The sequence below is a fragment of the Methyloprofundus sp. genome, from assembly GCF_965251085.1.
Lineage (GTDB): Bacteria > Pseudomonadota > Gammaproteobacteria > Methylococcales > Methylomonadaceae > Methyloprofundus.
In genome coordinates, this window is record NZ_OZ252594.1 from 1,889,941 (window position 1) to 1,911,434 (window position 21,494).

Annotated in this window: 15 protein-coding genes and 6 pseudogenes; 9 read left to right on the forward strand and 12 right to left on the reverse strand. The window is 40.8% G+C overall.

Annotated elements, in window-relative coordinates; translation table 11 throughout:
• Window positions 1–155 precede the first annotated feature (155 nt).
• The 3 genes from ACQY3F_RS08630 to ACQY3F_RS08640 all read right to left on the reverse strand — a co-directional run bounded on the left by ACQY3F_RS08630 (window position 156) and on the right by ACQY3F_RS08640 (window position 1,625).
• Window positions 156–347, reverse strand: coding sequence for an AbrB/MazE/SpoVT family DNA-binding domain-containing protein (locus ACQY3F_RS08630; RefSeq protein WP_428354440.1), 192 nt, complete (start codon window positions 345–347; stop codon window positions 156–158).
• A gap of 215 nt (window positions 348–562) precedes the next feature.
• Window positions 563–1,144, reverse strand: coding sequence for a putative adenosine monophosphate-protein transferase Fic (locus ACQY3F_RS08635; protein ID WP_428354441.1), 582 nt, complete (start codon window positions 1,142–1,144; stop codon window positions 563–565).
• The gene (locus ACQY3F_RS08640) at window positions 1,137–1,625 is read right to left on the reverse strand and encodes a YhfG family protein (RefSeq protein ID WP_428354442.1); all 489 of its coding nucleotides are present in this window, start codon (window positions 1,623–1,625) and stop codon (window positions 1,137–1,139) included. Before ACQY3F_RS08640 ends, ACQY3F_RS08635 begins: the two co-directional genes overlap by 8 nt.
• Window positions 1,626–1,903: 278 nt before the next feature.
• On the opposite strand from ACQY3F_RS08640, the pseudogene ACQY3F_RS08645 reads away from it, so the two are divergent.
• From ACQY3F_RS08645 to ACQY3F_RS08675, 7 genes and pseudogenes are all read left to right on the forward strand, one after another.
• Window positions 1,904–2,811, forward strand: a pseudogene (locus ACQY3F_RS08645) (tyrosine-type recombinase/integrase).
• The gene (locus ACQY3F_RS08650; RefSeq protein ID WP_428352924.1) at window positions 2,808–3,884 is read left to right on the forward strand and encodes an IS91 family transposase; all 1,077 of its coding nucleotides are present in this window, start codon (window positions 2,808–2,810) and stop codon (window positions 3,882–3,884) included. The pseudogene ACQY3F_RS08645 and the gene ACQY3F_RS08650 overlap by 4 nt, the downstream one beginning before the upstream one ends.
• Window positions 3,885–4,341: 457 nt before the next feature.
• A pseudogene (locus ACQY3F_RS08655) lies at window positions 4,342–5,249 on the forward strand (tyrosine-type recombinase/integrase).
• Window positions 5,246–6,322, forward strand: a complete 1,077-nt coding sequence (locus ACQY3F_RS08660; protein WP_428352924.1) for an IS91 family transposase — start codon at window positions 5,246–5,248, stop codon at window positions 6,320–6,322. The pseudogene ACQY3F_RS08655 and the gene ACQY3F_RS08660 overlap by 4 nt, the downstream one beginning before the upstream one ends.
• 365 nt (window positions 6,323–6,687) lie before the next feature.
• Window positions 6,688–7,386, forward strand: a complete 699-nt coding sequence (locus tag ACQY3F_RS08665) for a hypothetical protein (protein WP_428354443.1) — start codon at window positions 6,688–6,690, stop codon at window positions 7,384–7,386.
• Window positions 7,387–7,470: 84 nt separating this feature from the next.
• Window positions 7,471–9,036, forward strand: a complete 1,566-nt coding sequence (gene tnpC, locus ACQY3F_RS08670) for an IS66 family transposase (protein WP_428353782.1) — start codon at window positions 7,471–7,473, stop codon at window positions 9,034–9,036.
• Window positions 9,037–9,089: 53 nt separating this feature from the next.
• A complete protein-coding gene (locus ACQY3F_RS08675; RefSeq protein ID WP_428354444.1) occupies window positions 9,090–9,797 on the forward strand; it encodes a hypothetical protein in 708 nt (235 codons plus the stop codon).
• A 338-nt stretch (window positions 9,798–10,135) separates the two neighbouring features.
• Here the strand turns inward: ACQY3F_RS08675 and ACQY3F_RS08680 are convergent, their stop codons facing one another.
• The 6 genes and pseudogenes from ACQY3F_RS08680 to ACQY3F_RS08705 form a co-directional block, all read right to left on the reverse strand.
• A complete protein-coding gene (locus ACQY3F_RS08680; RefSeq protein ID WP_428352924.1) occupies window positions 10,136–11,212 on the reverse strand; it encodes an IS91 family transposase in 1,077 nt (358 codons plus the stop codon).
• Window positions 11,209–12,116, reverse strand: a pseudogene (locus tag ACQY3F_RS08685) (tyrosine-type recombinase/integrase). Before ACQY3F_RS08685 ends, ACQY3F_RS08680 begins: the two are co-directional and overlap by 4 nt.
• A 927-nt stretch (window positions 12,117–13,043) precedes the next feature.
• A complete protein-coding gene (locus ACQY3F_RS08690; protein WP_428354445.1) occupies window positions 13,044–14,120 on the reverse strand; it encodes an IS91 family transposase in 1,077 nt (358 codons plus the stop codon).
• A pseudogene (locus ACQY3F_RS08695) lies at window positions 14,117–15,024 on the reverse strand (tyrosine-type recombinase/integrase). The gene ACQY3F_RS08690 and the pseudogene ACQY3F_RS08695 overlap by 4 nt, the downstream one beginning before the upstream one ends.
• A gap of 457 nt (window positions 15,025–15,481) precedes the next feature.
• The gene (locus ACQY3F_RS08700; protein ID WP_428352924.1) at window positions 15,482–16,558 is read right to left on the reverse strand and encodes an IS91 family transposase; all 1,077 of its coding nucleotides are present in this window, start codon (window positions 16,556–16,558) and stop codon (window positions 15,482–15,484) included.
• Window positions 16,555–17,462 (reverse strand): annotated as a pseudogene (locus ACQY3F_RS08705) (tyrosine-type recombinase/integrase). Before ACQY3F_RS08705 ends, ACQY3F_RS08700 begins: the two are co-directional and overlap by 4 nt.
• 379 nt (window positions 17,463–17,841) lie before the next feature.
• Between ACQY3F_RS08705 and ACQY3F_RS08710 the strand changes: the two are divergent.
• Window positions 17,842–19,038, forward strand: a complete 1,197-nt coding sequence (locus ACQY3F_RS08710) for an ISAzo13 family transposase (protein ID WP_428352931.1) — start codon at window positions 17,842–17,844, stop codon at window positions 19,036–19,038.
• A 20-nt stretch (window positions 19,039–19,058) separates the two neighbouring features.
• Window positions 19,059–19,607, forward strand: a pseudogene (locus ACQY3F_RS08715) (IS91 family transposase); the annotation flags it as partial.
• A gap of 654 nt (window positions 19,608–20,261) precedes the next feature.
• On the opposite strand, the gene ACQY3F_RS08720 reads toward ACQY3F_RS08715, so the two are convergent.
• From ACQY3F_RS08720 to ACQY3F_RS08730, 3 genes are all read right to left on the reverse strand, one after another.
• Complete coding sequence (locus tag ACQY3F_RS08720) at window positions 20,262–20,585, reverse strand: hypothetical protein (protein ID WP_428354446.1); 324 nt, start codon at window positions 20,583–20,585, stop codon at window positions 20,262–20,264.
• Window positions 20,586–20,847: 262 nt separating this feature from the next.
• Entirely contained in the window at window positions 20,848–21,150 is a 303-nt protein-coding gene (locus ACQY3F_RS08725; protein ID WP_428354447.1) for a helix-turn-helix domain-containing protein, read from the reverse strand.
• Window positions 21,143–21,463 (reverse strand): type II toxin-antitoxin system RelE/ParE family toxin, encoded by a 321-nt coding sequence (locus ACQY3F_RS08730; protein ID WP_428354448.1) that lies wholly within the window; start codon window positions 21,461–21,463, stop codon window positions 21,143–21,145. Before ACQY3F_RS08730 ends, ACQY3F_RS08725 begins: the two co-directional genes overlap by 8 nt.
• Window positions 21,464–21,494 lie beyond the last annotated feature (31 nt).

Sequence of the window (21,494 nt, forward strand, 5' to 3'; positions counted from 1 at the left end):
GTTGGGCTGGAACTGCATCAACCCAACGCAAGTGAGCAGTCTTGCCATAAGTGCAGTTTTGCTATACTGCAAGACCCCGAGACCTTTTAAAATTACCATTTTAATTCATCATTATCGACTAATTCAAAATTCAGCCATTCACTATTAAGCTCTTCTTATCCATGAGTTACTAATACTTTGTTGATTGATTCTGCCCACCCCTTTCTAGGTTCATTTACAGGAGCAATAAAAAGCCCTCCATTAACCACTTCAAATTTAAGTTCTTTTCCTTCAAGATCAGCTTGCTCGATAAATGACTTAGGAATTCTAATTCCCTGGGAGTTGCCAATTCTAACTAGATAAGCCATAGAAATGCCTTGTTACACTAAACAAAAGAAGATCGTCTTTTGGGTACGACTCGTCGCACGCTACTACTCGTGTCATTCAAACAATCTGATTATCACTCACGTTTCCATTAGCCCCTACGCTCTCGGACGGCCGGTTTGCCCGGATCCGGTTCTGACCGTGACATACCTTTGATCGCCCACCCAATTAGTATGAAGCTTATTAAAAGTATTTGCAACTAACTTAGAATCCTAATGAATATAGCTTCCATGGGCTCATAGTTAACATTAACTCCATCAATATTTGCTCCTATCCACTCATTTAAAGTTACATCAGACCACTCTAATTCATAGTCAGTTGATAATGCTAAGTGCTCAAAAAACACACGCTGAACACGACCATTTCCTTCTCTAAAAGGGTGTATCATGTTAAATTCACAATAGTATTCAGCTAATTTTTTACATAATTCAGATTTTGAAAGTCCTATCAGCCATTTATCCCTAGTTAATTGTAAAAACAATTTATCGACTTCGGGAACAATCCTCGTAAATATACAAAATGTTGTACCTCCTTTTGATATGTTTACATCTCTTATGCATCCCGCCCAATCGTAAAGATCTGAAAACAATGTAGAGTGTATGCTTTGCAAATAACCTAAATCATATGGTGGTGATTGGTATTTCACATTATCTATTGTTAAATTTGTTATTTCACGCTCAGCATTTTCAAGCTTATTTTCATCTTTGATATTTAATTTATTCTTTAATACGGAAGTTCCTAAATAGCAGTAACGATCATTTACAGAATCATATTTATCCATCAATATTTTCTCTATATTTATTAAGAATTTGATCTAATGACTTATTTCCTGATTCTGGGTTAATGAGAATTCCTTCCAGTTTAGAGCTACTTATAAAATTATTTCTTTTATTTTTTTCATATTTTTCATAAGCACTTAACTTTGATTTTATGAAAAATGACATTAATGAATCAATTTTTTTATTTAAGTCTTCTTTGTTTCTCGCAGAAATATTTAAATTTAAAATATTTTTAAGTTCACTCCTGGAAGAAGATAGCTCTTCTTTTGATAAAGCATTATCAATAAGATATTTTTTTTTATTAAAAACACTTTTTATTAATCTGATTTTTTCGTATAAATCTTTCCAGCCTTTTACACCTAATTTAAAACCAATTTTTTTTTCAATATAACTCTTAAGAGGTAAATAAGCTCCACAATCTTTTAATAATTCAAGACTGTTGATTTTTTCCACATCAAATAACTCATGTTTATATTCATTCATAATTTTTTAGCACTTGTTCTTACCTACTGTCTTATAATAGTTTTTATTACTTCAATAATCAGTAGCATACAAAAGAGATACCTATGATGAATTGGAACCTTTAACGCCTAAATCAGCGCCCCTTTAAACTGTCCGCTGGATTTTTTTGTTGGACGAAGCCGCTATCGCGGAGAAAAACAGCGCATCCCTTAAATTTAAAGTGTAACCTCATTGCCTGTTATATGCATAACAGGTAACTTGTAAGCTCATCCAACTAACAATAATGAGGTTACACTGTTATGACACCATCGATAGAGCTTAAATTCAACCATTATTATATCCAGCACTGTAAGCATTTAAAGCTTAAGGGACTGCAACCCAAAACCATTGACGCTTATTCACGCGCTATTCGCCGTATCGGGGAACACTTTCAGGGGCATCTGGATAACTTAACGCAAGATCAACTGGTGGATTATTTTCATGCTCTTTTAAGCCGCCTTTCCTGGAGTGCCGTGAAACTAGATCTCTATGGTCTCAAGTTTTTCTATACACATGTGCTACAAAAGCCGTGGGTTGATGTGCTAATGATTAAACCACCACGATGTACGCGTATACCCGATATTGTCACTGTGGTTGAAGCACAACAACTGTTTATGTCGACCCGTAATCTAAGCTATCGAGTTTTTTATTTTACGATTTACAGTCTAGGTTTACGTTTGGGCGAGGGCTTAAGCCTGAAAGTAGGTGATATTGATGCGACACGCATGCGGGTACATATTCGCAATGCCAAAGGCAATAAGGATCGGCTTGTGCCTTTGCCTGTGAATACCTTGAAGGTGTTGCGTAAGTTTTGGGCTGTGCATAAAAATCCAGTGCTGGTATTTCCCAACCGTGCCCGGGGTCTAAAAGGTGCACATCTTGCTGAATCCCCCCTTGATCGCGGTGGCATCCAGAAGACAATCCGTCTTGTGACGCAAGAAATGGGACTAAAAAAAAGATTTCCTGCCACTCGCTGCGCCACAGTTACGCCACTCACCTGTTAGAAGCCGGGGTTGATTTAGTTGAGTTGCAGAAGATTCTGGGCCATACCAGTTTAGTAACCACGGCTCGCTATACGCATTTGACCGATATTACCGATGAGAATGCAGAGCTGCACATTAATCAGTTAGTCAATGACTTTTCTATTCACTGGGGGCAGATTTCATGATAACCCTAGCTGCAGTGATTGATCAATTTCAGTCTGACTTTTTAAGCGAGTATCAATCTCGTTTACGCTCCAATCAGATCAGTGCATTACATGCCATGAAGAGCTGTCGGACACAGCTGAGTCCTGTGATGCAGGTTAACTGTGCAGACTGTGACTATCAAACCTTTGTGCCTCATTCCTGTGGCCAGCGTAACTGCCCGCATTGTCAACATCATGAGAGTCAACAATGGATTGAACGACAGGTACAAAAACAAGTCCCTGCTGATTATTTTATGAATACCTTTACCTTACCTGCGCAGTTAAGGTCGTTAGCCAGGCAGCATCCGCGGTTACTTTACAGTATGATGTTTGACTGTGCCTGGGCGACTTTACAGAGTTTTAGTAAAAATGATAAGCAGTTGCAAGGCGATGCCGGGGCGATTGCTGTCTTACATACACACTCACGCGAATTAAATTATCATCCGCATATTCATGTCATTATGCCTGCGGCAATCGTGGATAAAATCAAGAAGCTCTGGCGCACTAAGGAAGGCAAATACCTGTTTCATCATAAAGCACTAGCAAAAGTATTTCGTGCAAAGATGCTAGCGCGTATGAACGAAGAAAAGTTGCCATTTCCCACAGCTATTCCGGAAAAATGGGTGGTCGATTGTAAGTTTGTCGGTGCAGGCGATAAAGCATTGATATATCTGGGTCGATACCTGTATCGTGGTGTGATTCGTGAACAGGATATCTTATCCTGCCAAAATGGCAAAGTAACCTACCGTTATCAAGACAGCAAAACCAAACGCTATCAAACCAAAACGGTATCGGGGGCTAAATTTCTGTGGCTGGTGCTGCAACATGTTTTGCCTAAAGGCTTTCGTCGTGCGCGCAATTATGGCTTTTTACATCCGAATAGCAAGGGTGTTATTAAGTTGATTCACTCCCTGCTAAAGTTTGACCCGACGAAGATATTGCGTGCACTCAAAGTACGGCCGGCATTCAGTTGCAAATGTTGTGGCGGGGCGATGGTTGTTGGGCGTCGGCAAATACCCAGGGTGGAAATAATGTTTCAGCCTTTGCCAACTTAACAATTGGAATCACTAGCGCTTATGTAAATTTAAACACTTCGACCCAGGCTATCAGCGGATTAAATGCTGAGGGAGTTGCTTGGGCTAAAATCGGAGATTAAGGCAGAATTTTGCTCCGATACTTGGACTTTGAGAGTTGACTGCAATGGACAACGCTCAAAGTTCAGTTAAACAGGTAAAAACAGAGGTTCGATTCATCAGTCGGGCTGATCAACAAAAAGCTATTTTCATAGAGCGCATTAAATGAATTCCTACTATCGTGCCGGGCTTGTCCAACAAACGGTTCAGATTGTGGCTCGCTTCGCGATCACAATCTAACCTTATTCGTTGGACGAAGCCGCTATCGCGGAGAAAAACAGCGCATCCCTTAAATTTAAAGTGTAACCTCATTGCCTGTTATATGCATAACAGGTAACTTGTAAGCTCATCCAACTAACAATAATGAGGTTACACTGTTATGACACCATCGATAGAGCTTAAATTCAACCATTATTATATCCAGCACTGTAAGCATTTAAAGCTTAAGGGACTGCAACCCAAAACCATTGACGCTTATTCACGCGCTATTCGCCGTATCGGGGAACACTTTCAGGGGCATCTGGATAACTTAACGCAAGATCAACTGGTGGATTATTTTCATGCTCTTTTAAGCCGCCTTTCCTGGAGTGCCGTGAAACTAGATCTCTATGGTCTCAAGTTTTTCTATACACATGTGCTACAAAAGCCGTGGGTTGATGTGCTAATGATTAAACCACCACGATGTACGCGTATACCCGATATTGTCACTGTGGTTGAAGCACAACAACTGTTTATGTCGACCCGTAATCTAAGCTATCGAGTTTTTTATTTTACGATTTACAGTCTAGGTTTACGTTTGGGCGAGGGCTTAAGCCTGAAAGTAGGTGATATTGATGCGACACGCATGCGGGTACATATTCGCAATGCCAAAGGCAATAAGGATCGGCTTGTGCCTTTGCCTGTGAATACCTTGAAGGTGTTGCGTAAGTTTTGGGCTGTGCATAAAAATCCAGTGCTGGTATTTCCCAACCGTGCCCGGGGTCTAAAAGGTGCACATCTTGCTGAATCCCCCCTTGATCGCGGTGGCATCCAGAAGACAATCCGTCTTGTGACGCAAGAAATGGGACTAAAAAAAAGATTTCCTGCCACTCGCTGCGCCACAGTTACGCCACTCACCTGTTAGAAGCCGGGGTTGATTTAGTTGAGTTGCAGAAGATTCTGGGCCATACCAGTTTAGTAACCACGGCTCGCTATACGCATTTGACCGATATTACCGATGAGAATGCAGAGCTGCACATTAATCAGTTAGTCAATGACTTTTCTATTCACTGGGGGCAGATTTCATGATAACCCTAGCTGCAGTGATTGATCAATTTCAGTCTGACTTTTTAAGCGAGTATCAATCTCGTTTACGCTCCAATCAGATCAGTGCATTACATGCCATGAAGAGCTGTCGGACACAGCTGAGTCCTGTGATGCAGGTTAACTGTGCAGACTGTGACTATCAAACCTTTGTGCCTCATTCCTGTGGCCAGCGTAACTGCCCGCATTGTCAACATCATGAGAGTCAACAATGGATTGAACGACAGGTACAAAAACAAGTCCCTGCTGATTATTTTATGAATACCTTTACCTTACCTGCGCAGTTAAGGTCGTTAGCCAGGCAGCATCCGCGGTTACTTTACAGTATGATGTTTGACTGTGCCTGGGCGACTTTACAGAGTTTTAGTAAAAATGATAAGCAGTTGCAAGGCGATGCCGGGGCGATTGCTGTCTTACATACACACTCACGCGAATTAAATTATCATCCGCATATTCATGTCATTATGCCTGCGGCAATCGTGGATAAAATCAAGAAGCTCTGGCGCACTAAGGAAGGCAAATACCTGTTTCATCATAAAGCACTAGCAAAAGTATTTCGTGCAAAGATGCTAGCGCGTATGAACGAAGAAAAGTTGCCATTTCCCACAGCTATTCCGGAAAAATGGGTGGTCGATTGTAAGTTTGTCGGTGCAGGCGATAAAGCATTGATATATCTGGGTCGATACCTGTATCGTGGTGTGATTCGTGAACAGGATATCTTATCCTGCCAAAATGGCAAAGTAACCTACCGTTATCAAGACAGCAAAACCAAACGCTATCAAACCAAAACGGTATCGGGGGCTAAATTTCTGTGGCTGGTGCTGCAACATGTTTTGCCTAAAGGCTTTCGTCGTGCGCGCAATTATGGCTTTTTACATCCGAATAGCAAGGGTGTTATTAAGTTGATTCACTCCCTGCTAAAGTTTGACCCGACGAAGATATTGCGTGCACTCAAAGTACGGCCGGCATTCAGTTGCAAATGTTGTGGCGGGGCGATGGTTGTTGGGCGTCGGCAAATACCCAGGGTGGAAATAATGTTTCAGCCTTTGCCAACTTAACAATTGGAATCACTAGCGCTTATGTAAATTTAAACACTTCGACCCAGGCTATCAGCGGATTAAATGCTGAGGGAGTTGCTTGGGCTAAAATCGGAGATTAAGGCAGAATTTTGCTCCGATACTTGGACTTTGAGAGTTGACTGCAATGGACAACGCTCAAAGTTCAGTTAAACAGGTAAAAACAGAGGTTCGATTCATCAGTCGGGCTGATCAACAAAAAGCTATTTTCATAGAGCGCATTAAATGAATTCCTACTATCGTGCCGGGCTTGTCCAACAAACGGTTCAGATTGTGGCTCGCTTCGCGATCACAATCTAACCTTATTCGTTATGTTTAAAAGAAAATAAACTCCACTGAGGATTATAATGGGCATTTGTAGTATTAATGAGTGTAATCTAGATGTTCATGACGGCTATGATGAATGCATACTTCACTGCTCTAAAAATGGGTTAGACTTTTTTAATATACGAACCGACTTTTACAATTCGTTAGAAGACTATGTTGCCAATAATTCTATAGATGGCAACGACTTTTGCCATTTCTCTGAAATTGCATTTCCAAAACCAGATATACAATCAACAATAAATTACGCAAAAATATTAAATAAATTAAAACAAATACACTTTGATAACTGCCATTTTTTTACAAGTTACATTGAATCAAGTGATCCTGAGTTCTTTTTTCAAGATTGCATATTTCATGAGAGTTGGAGTGTTTTTAATGCACCGGTTCTAACGAATGTTAATGGAGTGCTGTACCAGAACTGTATTTTTCATAAAGAGGTTAGCTCATATTCCGAAAACGATGGGAAATATGTAATAGATAGCCAGCTATTTAATGACTGTGATTTTAAAAAGAGCATAGAATTCGGAAATGTTGAATTTAAGTCTCCAATTTTCAACAATACTGATGATATAGACTTAAATATTGAGTCGTTCCATTTGATAGATTGTATATTAAAAGATAAATTTATTCTTAATCGGTGCAATATTAAATTATTTTTTCTGGAAGATACTGTTTTTGAATCAAAATTTGAGTTTAAGCAAAACGTTGTTTCAGAGTAAATATTCAGACCCCTACCGACAAACTTGACAACTAATTTAAAAAAGGCTTGTAACTTTATGATACCAAGAAGTATTATGTAGGCCATGCAATTAAGTAATCAGGATCTAAGCCAACTTGACGAAGAAGAGCTTCTAAATTTATCAGAAGAAGAGTTACGTCGTCTTTCAATAAGATTGCTTACAGATTTAAAGGAAGCTCGTGAACGGTTAAGCCAGAATTCCCATAATAGTTCTCGGCCTCCAAGCAGTGAAGCACCATGGGAAAGGGACACTCAAAAAGATTCCAGTAATGATTCCGAAGAGGAACAAGAAGCGACTTCAGATAAAAAAGAGTCATCTCCTACTGAAAAGCCCAATAAAACATCCAGACAGTCCCCGAAAAATGAAACAGAAGAACAACGAAAACCAGGGAAGCAACTTGGAGCCAAGGGTTTTGGGCGACAACAAAAAATAGTGATCACAGACTATCAGGAACATTTTCCTGAAATATGTGAATGCTGCCATCAACCATTAAATGACCATTTCAAAAAAGCATACACGGCTTTTGAAACCATTGATATCGTATGGTCTGATGAGAAAAATCCAGGCCTGAGGCTAACGAATACCAAGCATAGCTATTATGAAGTCACCTGTCACTGTGGACATATTACAATAAAAGAACCGCATCGTTCCAATTCCGATGGCACCTTGCAGGATATAAACTGTAGCCAATGGAGATTGGTAGGTCCGGGGCTTGCAGCATTAATTATATGCCTTACTTATCGCATGCGGCTTTCACGAGAACGTGTCCAAGAGTTTTTATGTGATTGGCTAGGGTTACAGATTAGTGTTGGCACGATTAACAATACATTACATGAAAGCGGCGCAGCAGCAATGCCTATAGAAGCTGAATTAGTAAAGGAAGTCGTAGAAAGTAATCTACTTCATGTTGATGAAACTTCCTGGATGGAACTCACCACTTTTTTATGGCTATGGGTTTTTAGTACAGATACCGTCACAGCCTACTGGATTTCAACTCGGTCATCAGAACTGATTGAAAACATCCTGGGTCAAGCATATTGCGGCTGGCTAATGAGTGATGGTTACCAGGTTTATCGAAAATACCTTAATCGAGCTCGTTGCTGGGCTCACCTGATTCGTAAGGCAAAAGGCTTAAAAGAGGGCTTAAATAAAGACTCTCAGCTATTTGGAGAACAAACACTCAAATTAATGAACATGCTTATGACAGCAATTCGTGAAGCACGGCACCACCCTCCAAACTCGCCACTGACGGAAATTTACCAAACGCAATTGATAGCCTATCGGCAACTGTGTGAACAAATGAAAGCATCAACACACACAAAGACCCATGCGCTAGCAACAGAAATGCTCAATGATTGGGAGGCTATCTTTCGGGTACTCGAATTCCCTCATTTACCCTTAACCAATAACGAAGCAGAACGTGCCTTACGGCACTGGGTTATATTAAGGCGAATCAGCTATGGAACACGAACTGAAGAAGGTTCATGTGTGTTTGCTATTTTGATTAGTGTCATCGAAACCTGTAGAAAAAGGCAGCAATCCCCATGGATATATTTAGCGGCCGTTATTCACAATCAGCGGGTAGGTGTTGCGGTTCCTAAGCTACCAATTGTTAAGGGGTCTGAATAATTACTGTTTCAGATTTTGAAATTTTCAATACAAATTATTTTAAAGTTGTTGACATGTTTGAAACGAAGTTTGGAAAGTTCAATATAAAGAAAAGTATATTCGATGATTTTGTCGGATTTGAAAAATGCTCTTTTGGTGAAAGTGGTGATTCTGAAAATGAATATATAGCTAAATTTACATATGCTACATTTCTTAGCTTTGTCAATTTCAGGAACACAAATTTTTATAGTGGGCTAGATATTGAAAATATAAACTTAAAAGAATCACCAAACTTCTTGAACGCTAATATTAACGAAAAGTACTCTAATAGAGAAACATTCAGGATTATAAAAAGTTCATTTGATAAAATTCATAACTATATCGAAGCTAATAAGTATTTTGCTTATGAAATGAAAAAGTACAAAGAAGAACTTAAAGGCACAAATAAAACTCAAGAAAAGTTGATACTTTTTTTGAATGAAAAAATATCAAATTATGGGCAAAGCTATATCTGGCCAATATTTTATATGATTGCAACATCAATTATTTACTATCTCTTGATATTAGGATACGAAAATAATATTTTATATGAAATACATCCAAGCATTAATGGTGCTCTGGAAAAAATATCTAGCTTCGTAAATAACGTGTCTAAAAATATTTCTCCCTTTAGTAAGATACTTAAAGCTGGAATGGAGTTTGTTAGTCTCGTATTCTATATAATTTTTGCAAGCTTAATATGGCAAACGTTAGTAGCAGTTAAACGACACACGAGAAGGTAAGAAAAACATAACGAATAAGGTTAGATTGTGATCGCGAAGCGAGCCACAATCTGAACCGTTTGTTGGACAAGCCCGGCACGATAGTAGGAATTCATTTAATGCGCTCTATGAAAATAGCTTTTTGTTGATCAGCCCGACTGATGAATCGAACCTCTGTTTTTACCTGTTTAACTGAACTTTGAGCGTTGTCCATTGCAGTCAACTCTCAAAGTCCAAGTATCGGAGCAAAATTCTGCCTTAATCTCCGATTTTAGCCCAAGCAACTCCCTCAGCATTTAATCCGCTGATAGCCTGGGTCGAAGTGTTTAAATTTACATAAGCGCTAGTGATTCCAATTGTTAAGTTGGCAAAGGCTGAAACATTATTTCCACCCTGGGTATTTGCCGACGCCCAACAACCATCGCCCCGCCACAACATTTGCAACTGAATGCCGGCCGTACTTTGAGTGCACGCAATATCTTCGTCGGGTCAAACTTTAGCAGGGAGTGAATCAACTTAATAACACCCTTGCTATTCGGATGTAAAAAGCCATAATTGCGCGCACGACGAAAGCCTTTAGGCAAAACATGTTGCAGCACCAGCCACAGAAATTTAGCCCCCGATACCGTTTTGGTTTGATAGCGTTTGGTTTTGCTGTCTTGATAACGGTAGGTTACTTTGCCATTTTGGCAGGATAAGATATCCTGTTCACGAATCACACCACGATACAGGTATCGACCCAGATATATCAATGCTTTATCGCCTGCACCGACAAACTTACAATCGACCACCCATTTTTCCGGAATAGCTGTGGGAAATGGCAACTTTTCTTCGTTCATACGCGCTAGCATCTTTGCACGAAATACTTTTGCTAGTGCTTTATGATGAAACAGGTATTTGCCTTCCTTAGTGCGCCAGAGCTTCTTGATTTTATCCACGATTGCCGCAGGCATAATGACATGAATATGCGGATGATAATTTAATTCGCGTGAGTGTGTATGTAAGACAGCAATCGCCCCGGCATCGCCTTGCAACTGCTTATCATTTTTACTAAAACTCTGTAAAGTCGCCCAGGCACAGTCAAACATCATACTGTAAAGTAACCGCGGATGCTGCCTGGCTAACGACCTTAACTGCGCAGGTAAGGTAAAGGTATTCATAAAATAATCAGCAGGGACTTGTTTTTGTACCTGTCGTTCAATCCATTGTTGACTCTCATGATGTTGACAATGCGGGCAGTTACGCTGGCCACAGGAATGAGGCACAAAGGTTTGATAGTCACAGTCTGCACAGTTAACCTGCATCACAGGACTCAGCTGTGTCCGACAGCTCTTCATGGCATGTAATGCACTGATCTGATTGGAGCGTAAACGAGATTGATACTCGCTTAAAAAGTCAGACTGAAATTGATCAATCACTGCAGCTAGGGTTATCATGAAATCTGCCCCCAGTGAATAGAAAAGTCATTGACTAACTGATTAATGTGCAGCTCTGCATTCTCATCGGTAATATCGGTCAAATGCGTATAGCGAGCCGTGGTTACTAAACTGGTATGGCCCAGAATCTTCTGCAACTCAACTAAATCAACCCCGGCTTCTAACAGGTGAGTGGCGTAACTGTGGCGCAGCGAGTGGCAGGAAATCTTTTTTTTAGTCCCATTTCTTGCGTCACAAGACGGATTGTCTTCTGGATGCCACCGCGATCAAGGGGGGATTCAGCAAGATGTGCACCTTTTAGACCCCGGGCACGGTTGGGAAATACCAGCACTGGATTTTTATGCACAGCCCAAAACTTACGCAACACCTTCAAGGTATTCACAGGCAAAGGCACAAGCCGATCCTTATTGCCTTTGGCATTGCGAATATGTACCCGCATGCGTGTCGCATCAATATCACCTACTTTCAGGCTTAAGCCCTCGCCCAAACGTAAACCTAGACTGTAAATCGTAAAATAAAAAACTCGATAGCTTAGATTACGGGTCGACATAAACAGTTGTTGTGCTTCAACCACAGTGACAATATCGGGTATACGCGTACATCGTGGTGGTTTAATCATTAGCACATCAACCCACGGCTTTTGTAGCACATGTGTATAGAAAAACTTGAGACCATAGAGATCTAGTTTCACGGCACTCCAGGAAAGGCGGCTTAAAAGAGCATGAAAATAATCCACCAGTTGATCTTGCGTTAAGTTATCCAGATGCCCCTGAAAGTGTTCCCCGATACGGCGAATAGCGCGTGAATAAGCGTCAATGGTTTTGGGTTGCAGTCCCTTAAGCTTTAAATGCTTACAGTGCTGGATATAATAATGGTTGAATTTAAGCTCTATCGATGGTGTCATAACAGTGTAACCTCATTATTGTTAGTTGGATGAGCTTACAAGTTACCTGTTATGCATATAACAGGCAATGAGGTTACACTTTAAATTTAAGGGATGCGCTGTTTTTCTCCGCGATAGCGGCTTCGTCCAACAAAAAAATCCACTTGACCATTTAAAGCGTCACTTTTTTTGCTATTCGCAAAAAAAACGCCCCTTTAAATGGCAAGTGATTTGAGCGTTAGAATTTCATGGAACAAAAATAGAGGCGTAAATTAAAAATTAATACCTTGTTTTCGAGCGTTGAAAAAAACAAAAATTGCCCCTTTATACATTTTAAAAAAGTTCAGTAGTTTTTGTTAAGTTTTACGATGACCGCTACTTAATTCTCACCAATATAAGGTAGCGTTTTTTAAAGCCTGAGAAATCGTGTAGAAAAAAAGCGTTCAATAAAGATTAAAGCATAAACACAGTGGTTTCTGTCAAGTTCTGTATCAACCGAAACTTAATTTCCATAAAAAAAAGGAAATTCAAAGACCTTATTTTTAAAATAAAAAAGGTCATCATTTAAAAAAAAAGAAATGTATCAGTTTTTAAGATTGTGGTATATTTAAGATTCTAACGAACAAGGTTAGATTGTGATCGCGAAGCGAGCCACAATCTGAACCGTTTGTTGGACAAGCCCGGTAATGATAGTAGAAAGTCTGTTAAATCCGCTCTATGAAAATAGCTTTTTGTTGATCAGCCCGATTGATGAATCGAACCTCTGTTTTTACCTGTTTAACTGAACTTTGAGCGTTGTCCATTGCAGTCAACTCTCAAAGTCCAAGTATCGGAGCAAAATTCTGCCTTAATCTCCGATTTTAGCCCAAGCAACTCCCTCAGCATTTAATCCGCTGATAGCCTGGGTCGAAGTGTTTAAATTTACATAAGCGCTAGTGATTCCAATTGTTAAGTTGGCAAAGGCTGAAACATTATTTCCACCCTGGGTATTTGCCGACGCCCAACAACCATCGCCCCGCCACAATATTTGCAACTGAATGCCGGCCGTACTTTGAGTGCACGCAATATCTTCGTCGGGTCAAACTTTAGCAGGGAGTGAATCAACTTAATAACACCCTTGCTATTCGGATGTAAAAAGCCATAATTGCGCGCACGACGAAAGCCTTTAGGCAAAACATGTTGCAGCACCAGCCACAGAAATTTAGCCCCCGATACCGTTTTGGTTTGATAGCGTTTGGTTTTGCTGTCTTCATAACGGTAGGTTACTTTGCCATTTTGGCAGGATAAGATATCCTGTTCACGAATCACACCACGATACAGGTATCGACCCAGATATATCAACGCTTTATCGCCTGCACCGACAAACTTACAATCGACCACCCATTGTTTCGGAATAGCTGTGGGGAATGGCAACTTTTCTTCGTTCATACGCGCTAGCATCTTTGCACGAAATACTTTTGCCAGTGCTTTATGATGAAACAGGTATTTGCCTTCCTTAGTGCGCCAAAGCTTCTTGATTTTGTCCACGATGCCTGCAGGCATAATGACATGAATATGCGGATGATAATTTAATTCGCGTGAGTGTGTATGTAAGACAGCAATCGCCCCGGCATCGCCTTGCAACTGCTTATCATTTTTACTAAAACTCTGTAAAGTCGCCCAGGCACAGTCAAACATCATACTGTAAAGTAACCGCGGATGCTGCCTGGCTAACGACCTTAACTGCGCAGGTAAGGTAAAGGTATTCATAAAATAATCAGCAGGGACTTGTTTTTGTACCTGTCGTTCAATCCATTGTTGACTCTCATGATGTTGACAATGCGGGCAGTTACGCTGGCCACAGGAATGAGGCACAAAGGTTTGATAGTCACAGTCTGCACAGTTAACCTGCATCACAGGACTCAGCTGTGTCCGACAGCTCTTCATGGCATGTAATGCACTGATCTGATTGGAGCGTAAACGAGATTGATACTCGCTTAAAAAGTCAGACTGAAATTGATCAATCACTGCAGCTAGGGTTATCATGAAATCTGCCCCCAGTGAATAGAAAAGTCATTGACTAACTGATTAATGTGCAGCTCTGCATTCTCATCGGTAATATCGGTCAAATGCGTATAGCGAGCCGTGGTTACTAAACTGGTATGGCCCAGAATCTTCTGCAACTCAACTAAATCAACCCCGGCTTCTAACAGGTGAGTGGCGTAACTGTGGCGCAGCGAGTGGCAGGAAATCTTTTTTTTAGTCCCATTTCTTGCGTCACAAGACGGATTGTCTTCTGGATGCCACCGCGATCAAGGGGGGATTCAGCAAGATGTGCACCTTTTAGACCCCGGGCACGGTTGGGAAATACCAGCACTGGATTTTTATGCACAGCCCAAAACTTACGCAACACCTTCAAGGTATTCACAGGCAAAGGCACAAGCCGATCCTTATTGCCTTTGGCATTGCGAATATGTACCCGCATGCGTGTCGCATCAATATCACCTACTTTCAGGCTTAAGCCCTCGCCCAAACATAAACCTAGACTGTAAATCGTAAAATAAAAAACTCGATAGCTTAGATTACGGGTCGACATAAACAGTTGTTGTGCTTCAACCACAGTGACAATATCGGGTATACGCGTACATCGTGGTGGTTTAATCATTAGCACATCAACCCACGGCTTTTGTAGCACATGTGTATAGAAAAACTTGAGACCATAGAGATCTAGTTTCACGGCACTCCAGGAAAGGCGGCTTAAAAGAGCATGAAAATAATCCACCAGTTGATCTTGCGTTAAGTTATCCAGATGCCCCTGAAAGTGTTCCCCGATACGGCGAATAGCGCGTGAATAAGCGTCAATGGTTTTGGGTTGCAGTCCCTTAAGCTTTAAATGCTTACAGTGCTGGATATAATAATGGTTGAATTTAAGCTCTATCGATGGTGTCATAACAGTGTAACCTCATTATTGTTAGTTGGATGAGCTTACAAGTTACCTGTTATGCATATAACAGGCAATGAGGTTACACTTTAAATTTAAGGGATGCGCTGTTTTTCTCCGCGATAGCGGCTTCGTCCAACGAATAAGGTTAGATTGTGATCGCGAAGCGAGCCACAATCTGAACCGTTTGTTGGACAAGCCCGGCACGATAGTAGGAATTCATTTAATGCGCTCTATGAAAATAGCTTTTTGTTGATCAGCCCGACTGATGAATCGAACCTCTGTTTTTACCTGTTTAACTGAACTTTGAGCGTTGTCCATTGCAGTCAACTCTCAAAGTCCAAGTATCGGAGCAAAATTCTGCCTTAATCTCCGATTTTAGCCCAAGCAACTCCCTCAGCATTTAATCCGCTGATAGCCTGGGTCGAAGTGTTTAAATTTACATAAGCGCTAGTGATTCCAATTGTTAAGTTGGCAAAGGCTGAAACATTATTTCCACCCTGGGTATTTGCCGACGCCCAACAACCATCGCCCCGCCACAACATTTGCAACTGAATGCCGGCCGTACTTTGAGTGCACGCAATATCTTCGTCGGGTCAAACTTTAGCAGGGAGTGAATCAACTTAATAACACCCTTGCTATTCGGATGTAAAAAGCCATAATTGCGCGCACGACGAAAGCCTTTAGGCAAAACATGTTGCAGCACCAGCCACAGAAATTTAGCCCCCGATACCGTTTTGGTTTGATAGCGTTTGGTTTTGCTGTCTTGATAACGGTAGGTTACTTTGCCATTTTGGCAGGATAAGATATCCTGTTCACGAATCACACCACGATACAGGTATCGACCCAGATATATCAATGCTTTATCGCCTGCACCGACAAACTTACAATCGACCACCCATTTTTCCGGAATAGCTGTGGGAAATGGCAACTTTTCTTCGTTCATACGCGCTAGCATCTTTGCACGAAATACTTTTGCTAGTGCTTTATGATGAAACAGGTATTTGCCTTCCTTAGTGCGCCAGAGCTTCTTGATTTTATCCACGATTGCCGCAGGCATAATGACATGAATATGCGGATGATAATTTAATTCGCGTGAGTGTGTATGTAAGACAGCAATCGCCCCGGCATCGCCTTGCAACTGCTTATCATTTTTACTAAAACTCTGTAAAGTCGCCCAGGCACAGTCAAACATCATACTGTAAAGTAACCGCGGATGCTGCCTGGCTAACGACCTTAACTGCGCAGGTAAGGTAAAGGTATTCATAAAATAATCAGCAGGGACTTGTTTTTGTACCTGTCGTTCAATCCATTGTTGACTCTCATGATGTTGACAATGCGGGCAGTTACGCTGGCCACAGGAATGAGGCACAAAGGTTTGATAGTCACAGTCTGCACAGTTAACCTGCATCACAGGACTCAGCTGTGTCCGACAGCTCTTCATGGCATGTAATGCACTGATCTGATTGGAGCGTAAACGAGATTGATACTCGCTTAAAAAGTCAGACTGAAATTGATCAATCACTGCAGCTAGGGTTATCATGAAATCTGCCCCCAGTGAATAGAAAAGTCATTGACTAACTGATTAATGTGCAGCTCTGCATTCTCATCGGTAATATCGGTCAAATGCGTATAGCGAGCCGTGGTTACTAAACTGGTATGGCCCAGAATCTTCTGCAACTCAACTAAATCAACCCCGGCTTCTAACAGGTGAGTGGCGTAACTGTGGCGCAGCGAGTGGCAGGAAATCTTTTTTTTAGTCCCATTTCTTGCGTCACAAGACGGATTGTCTTCTGGATGCCACCGCGATCAAGGGGGGATTCAGCAAGATGTGCACCTTTTAGACCCCGGGCACGGTTGGGAAATACCAGCACTGGATTTTTATGCACAGCCCAAAACTTACGCAACACCTTCAAGGTATTCACAGGCAAAGGCACAAGCCGATCCTTATTGCCTTTGGCATTGCGAATATGTACCCGCATGCGTGTCGCATCAATATCACCTACTTTCAGGCTTAAGCCCTCGCCCAAACGTAAACCTAGACTGTAAATCGTAAAATAAAAAACTCGATAGCTTAGATTACGGGTCGACATAAACAGTTGTTGTGCTTCAACCACAGTGACAATATCGGGTATACGCGTACATCGTGGTGGTTTAATCATTAGCACATCAACCCACGGCTTTTGTAGCACATGTGTATAGAAAAACTTGAGACCATAGAGATCTAGTTTCACGGCACTCCAGGAAAGGCGGCTTAAAAGAGCATGAAAATAATCCACCAGTTGATCTTGCGTTAAGTTATCCAGATGCCCCTGAAAGTGTTCCCCGATACGGCGAATAGCGCGTGAATAAGCGTCAATGGTTTTGGGTTGCAGTCCCTTAAGCTTTAAATGCTTACAGTGCTGGATATAATAATGGTTGAATTTAAGCTCTATCGATGGTGTCATAACAGTGTAACCTCATTATTGTTAGTTGGATGAGCTTACAAGTTACCTGTTATGCATATAACAGGCAATGAGGTTACACTTTAAATTTAAGGGATGCGCTGTTTTTCTCCGCGATAGCGGCTTCGTCCAACAAGGGTGGTCCAGCTGACCGTTGGCAGCGCAGTTCGTTTCCAAAGTTCATTTTTATATCAAGGTTCAGTGTTTTGTCAGAGTTCATCTTATATCTGCCAACGGCATCTGACCACGTCGTTAGCTTTTCAAGAAGATCCTTGCCTTAGGGAGATGGAAAGAAATAATCATCCAAACGAAGTAAGCTTGTGTCTCAATAATTTATAATAATGAATTCTGAATTTATTCTCACACTAGGCAGATAAGCTTGTTGATATTAACAGATAGCATTATAGGTTGGATTATAAATACAGCCCATCGTTTAAAAGGCTCGGTACGTCGTATATTCATGGCTGAAACGGTGGAGCTACTAGGCTCAGGTGGTGCAAGTATTGCTGAAGAAAAACTAGGATGGAATAGAGGCACTATCCGAAAAGGACAATATGAACTTGAAACTCAGCCCATAGAAGATAATTTTTCAGCGAGAGGGCGTAATAAAAGTGAAGAGCATTTTCCTCATCTACTTGATGACATAAAAAAAATTGCTGAACCGGAGTGTCAAACGGATCCCTCTTTTAATTCCTGTCGATTATATACCCGGCTAACGGCTAAAGAAGTTAGAAAACGTTTACTGGAGATTGATTATTACGATGAAAAAACATTACCTTGCTCAAAAACTATCAATACAAAATTAAATGACCTGAGTTACCATCCAAAAAAGGTACAAAAAACAAAGCCTCATAAGAAAATCAAGGAAACGGATGCAATTTTTGAACAAGTTCATTCAGTCAATGGAATGGCAGATATCAACCCAAAAGAGATTCGTATATCAATTGATGCCAAAGCAAGAATGAATATAGGAAATTTTTCACGGGGAGGACGAAATCGGGTTTTAACAAAAGCAGAGGATCATGATTTAGATGTTAAGGAAAAGTTAACTCCTTTTGGTTTTTATCTGCCTGAACATGATGATTTTTTCCTTTTCTTTACAGCAGGCTATGCCAGCAGTGATTTCATCGTTGACCGATTGGAAGAAATTTGGCCAGAAATTCAAGAAAAATATGGAGTAGATATTCTGACAATTAACGCTGACAATGGTATGGAGAACAGTAGCTCCAGAACTCAGTTTATAAAAAGGCTTGTGGAGTTTGCTGAAAAAAGCAACATAAAGATAAAACTGGCCTACTACCCTCCTTATCATAGTAAATATAACCCAATTGAACGAGTATGGGGAGCCTATGAAAATCATATTAGTGGCGACATAATGGATACAGTTGAAACAACTTTAAAATTTGCCAAAAGTATGACCTACAATGGCAAAGCACCTATTGTTAAATTAACAGAAAAAATATATGAAACAGGAGTAAAGGTAGGTAAAAAAGCAATGAAGACGTATTATCAGTTTGTTGACCGAATGCCATCGTTGGAGAAATGGTTTTTGACCATTTCTCCTGGTTGTTCTGGATGATTATTTCTTTCCATCTCCCTAAGGAAGGCAAATACCTGTTTCATCATAAAGCACTGGCAAAAGTATTTCGTGCAAAGATGCTAGCGCGTATGAACGAAGAAAAGTTGCCATTCCCCACAGCTATTCCGAAACAATGGGTGGTCGATTGTAAGTTTGTCGGTGCAGGCGATAAAGCGTTGATATATCTGGGTCGATACCTGTATCGTGGTGTGATTCGTGAACAGGATATCTTATCCTGCCAAAATGGCAAAGTAACCTACCGTTATGAAGACAGCAAAACCAAACGCTATCAAACCAAAACGGTATCGGGGGCTAAATTTCTGTGGCTGGTGCTGCAACATGTTTTGCCTAAAGGCTTTCGTCGTGCGCGCAATTATGGCTTTTTACATCCGAATAGCAAGGGTGTTATTAAGTTGATTCACTCCCTGCTAAAGTTTGACCCGACGAAGATATTGCGTGCACTCAAAGTACGGCCGGCATTCAGTTGCAAATATTGTGGCGGGGCGATGGTTGTTGGGCGTCGGCAAATACCCAGGGTGGAAATAATGTTTCAGCCTTTGCCAACTTAACAATTGGAATCACTAGCGCTTATGTAAATTTAAACACTTCGACCCAGGCTATCAGCGGATTAAATGCTGAGGGAGTTGCTTGGGCTAAAATCGGAGATTAAGGCAGAATTTTGCTCCGATACTTGGACTTTGAGAGTTGACTGCAATGGACAACGCTCAAAGTTCAGTTAAACAGGTAAAAACAGAGGTTCGATTCATCAGTCGGGCTGATCAACAAAAAGCTATTTTCATAGAGCGCATTAAATGAATTCCTACTATCGTGCCGGGCTTGTCCAACAAACGGTTCAGATTGTGGCTCGCTTCGCGATCACAATCTAACCTTATTCGTTATGTTTCTGTTTCGTTACTAACCTTGCTATTTCTTTATTACCCTACTCTCTGCCTTTTTTATTTCCTTGTCTTTTTCTAGTTGTTCAATAGATTTTACGTTGCCTGGCACTCTATTTTTAAAGAGCTTAAGGTATCTTTCTTCGATAAACTCTGGCAAGGGAGTTTCCACGGTTCTTTTTTCGTGTAACTAAAGGTTACCAAGATTCTTTGAGCTTAAACCAAGTTCTCTAGCCATTTGAATCTGGACGTGTAACCAGCGATATTTCCCTCACTTCTACCCGTGTAGTCTCAATTTGTTTGGAATAAAATATTTTTTCGACATTTTTATTTGAGATTAACAGTAACAAAAAAAGTTGCGTTTGAATAGCTGGTGATCAGTGTCAATATACCTTGCTTTTTTGGATCATAATTATCAACCATTTCAACCAAGTTAGTTTGAGAGCTAGGGGAATCAAATACTTCAAGCAATTCTTCTTTTGTTCTATAATTATCTTCATTTGGAATTTTCTTTTCAAGAACATCTTGAGCGTACACTAATAACCCCCCTTTTCCCATTGAAAGATAACACTCTTTGTATAGTTTTGACAGCTTATTTAGGTTCAAATCAAGAATTGATAATGCTTGATCCCTTTCATTCGTAACGGACATATTATTCTATTTAATTTTTTTGTATGAACTGGTGGTGTTTATAGCGAACATAACGCGAAGCTCAGGAGTATTTTTGAGATAGCTTTATCATCTCAAAAATATCTGTCTGGAACTTCTGGTTATCGGATTTTCGATAATCGGTAGTTTTGGATAGTTCTGCTGAGCTTCGCGTTACCTGCTGCCATGAGTGGCGTGGCTTTTGCGTCTTTTTGCAAAAGACATGACGCTTATGGCAGTCAGCGTGCAAGCAATTGTTAGCTTTTCACCCAAATACTTCACGCAAGACATCTGGGCGTTGTTTAGCAATTTGAATAAGCGACATAGCTGCTCGACTTGGTTTACGACGACCTTGCTCCCAATCTTGAAGTGTTCGAACAGAAATACCTAGAAGTTCAGCAAATCGAGACTGTGATAAGCCAGCTTTTTGACGGGCTTCGACAACCGGAAGTAACTGAACTGTTTCAACATGTCCAACTTTACCGGCTTTAATACTACGCACAGAATCTAATGTCTCTTGCCAAACATCCCGATTGGAATCACGTTCAATAAGCTTTTTTTTACTCATAACCATCGATAAGCTCCTCTTTCAATGCTTTGAGAATGTGTGCAGGTACATTCTCTTTTTTAGACTTTGCGTAAATAGTGAGTAACCAAATAAGTCCTTTAGCAGACTCGGTAAAGTAGATTACTCGCATTCCACCTCGTTTTCCTTGGCCTTTTCTCGCCCAGCGAACTTTTCGAATACCACCTGACCCTGGTACAACATCACCAGCTTCAGGGTTTTCAGCTAGCCATGCAGAAAATTCTCCTCGCTCATCTTCAGACCAATAATCAGGCCATAGCTTTGTGAATAGCGGTGATTCGATGAGAGTTATCATTCACTGAATTATACGGCATTGTCGTATTATT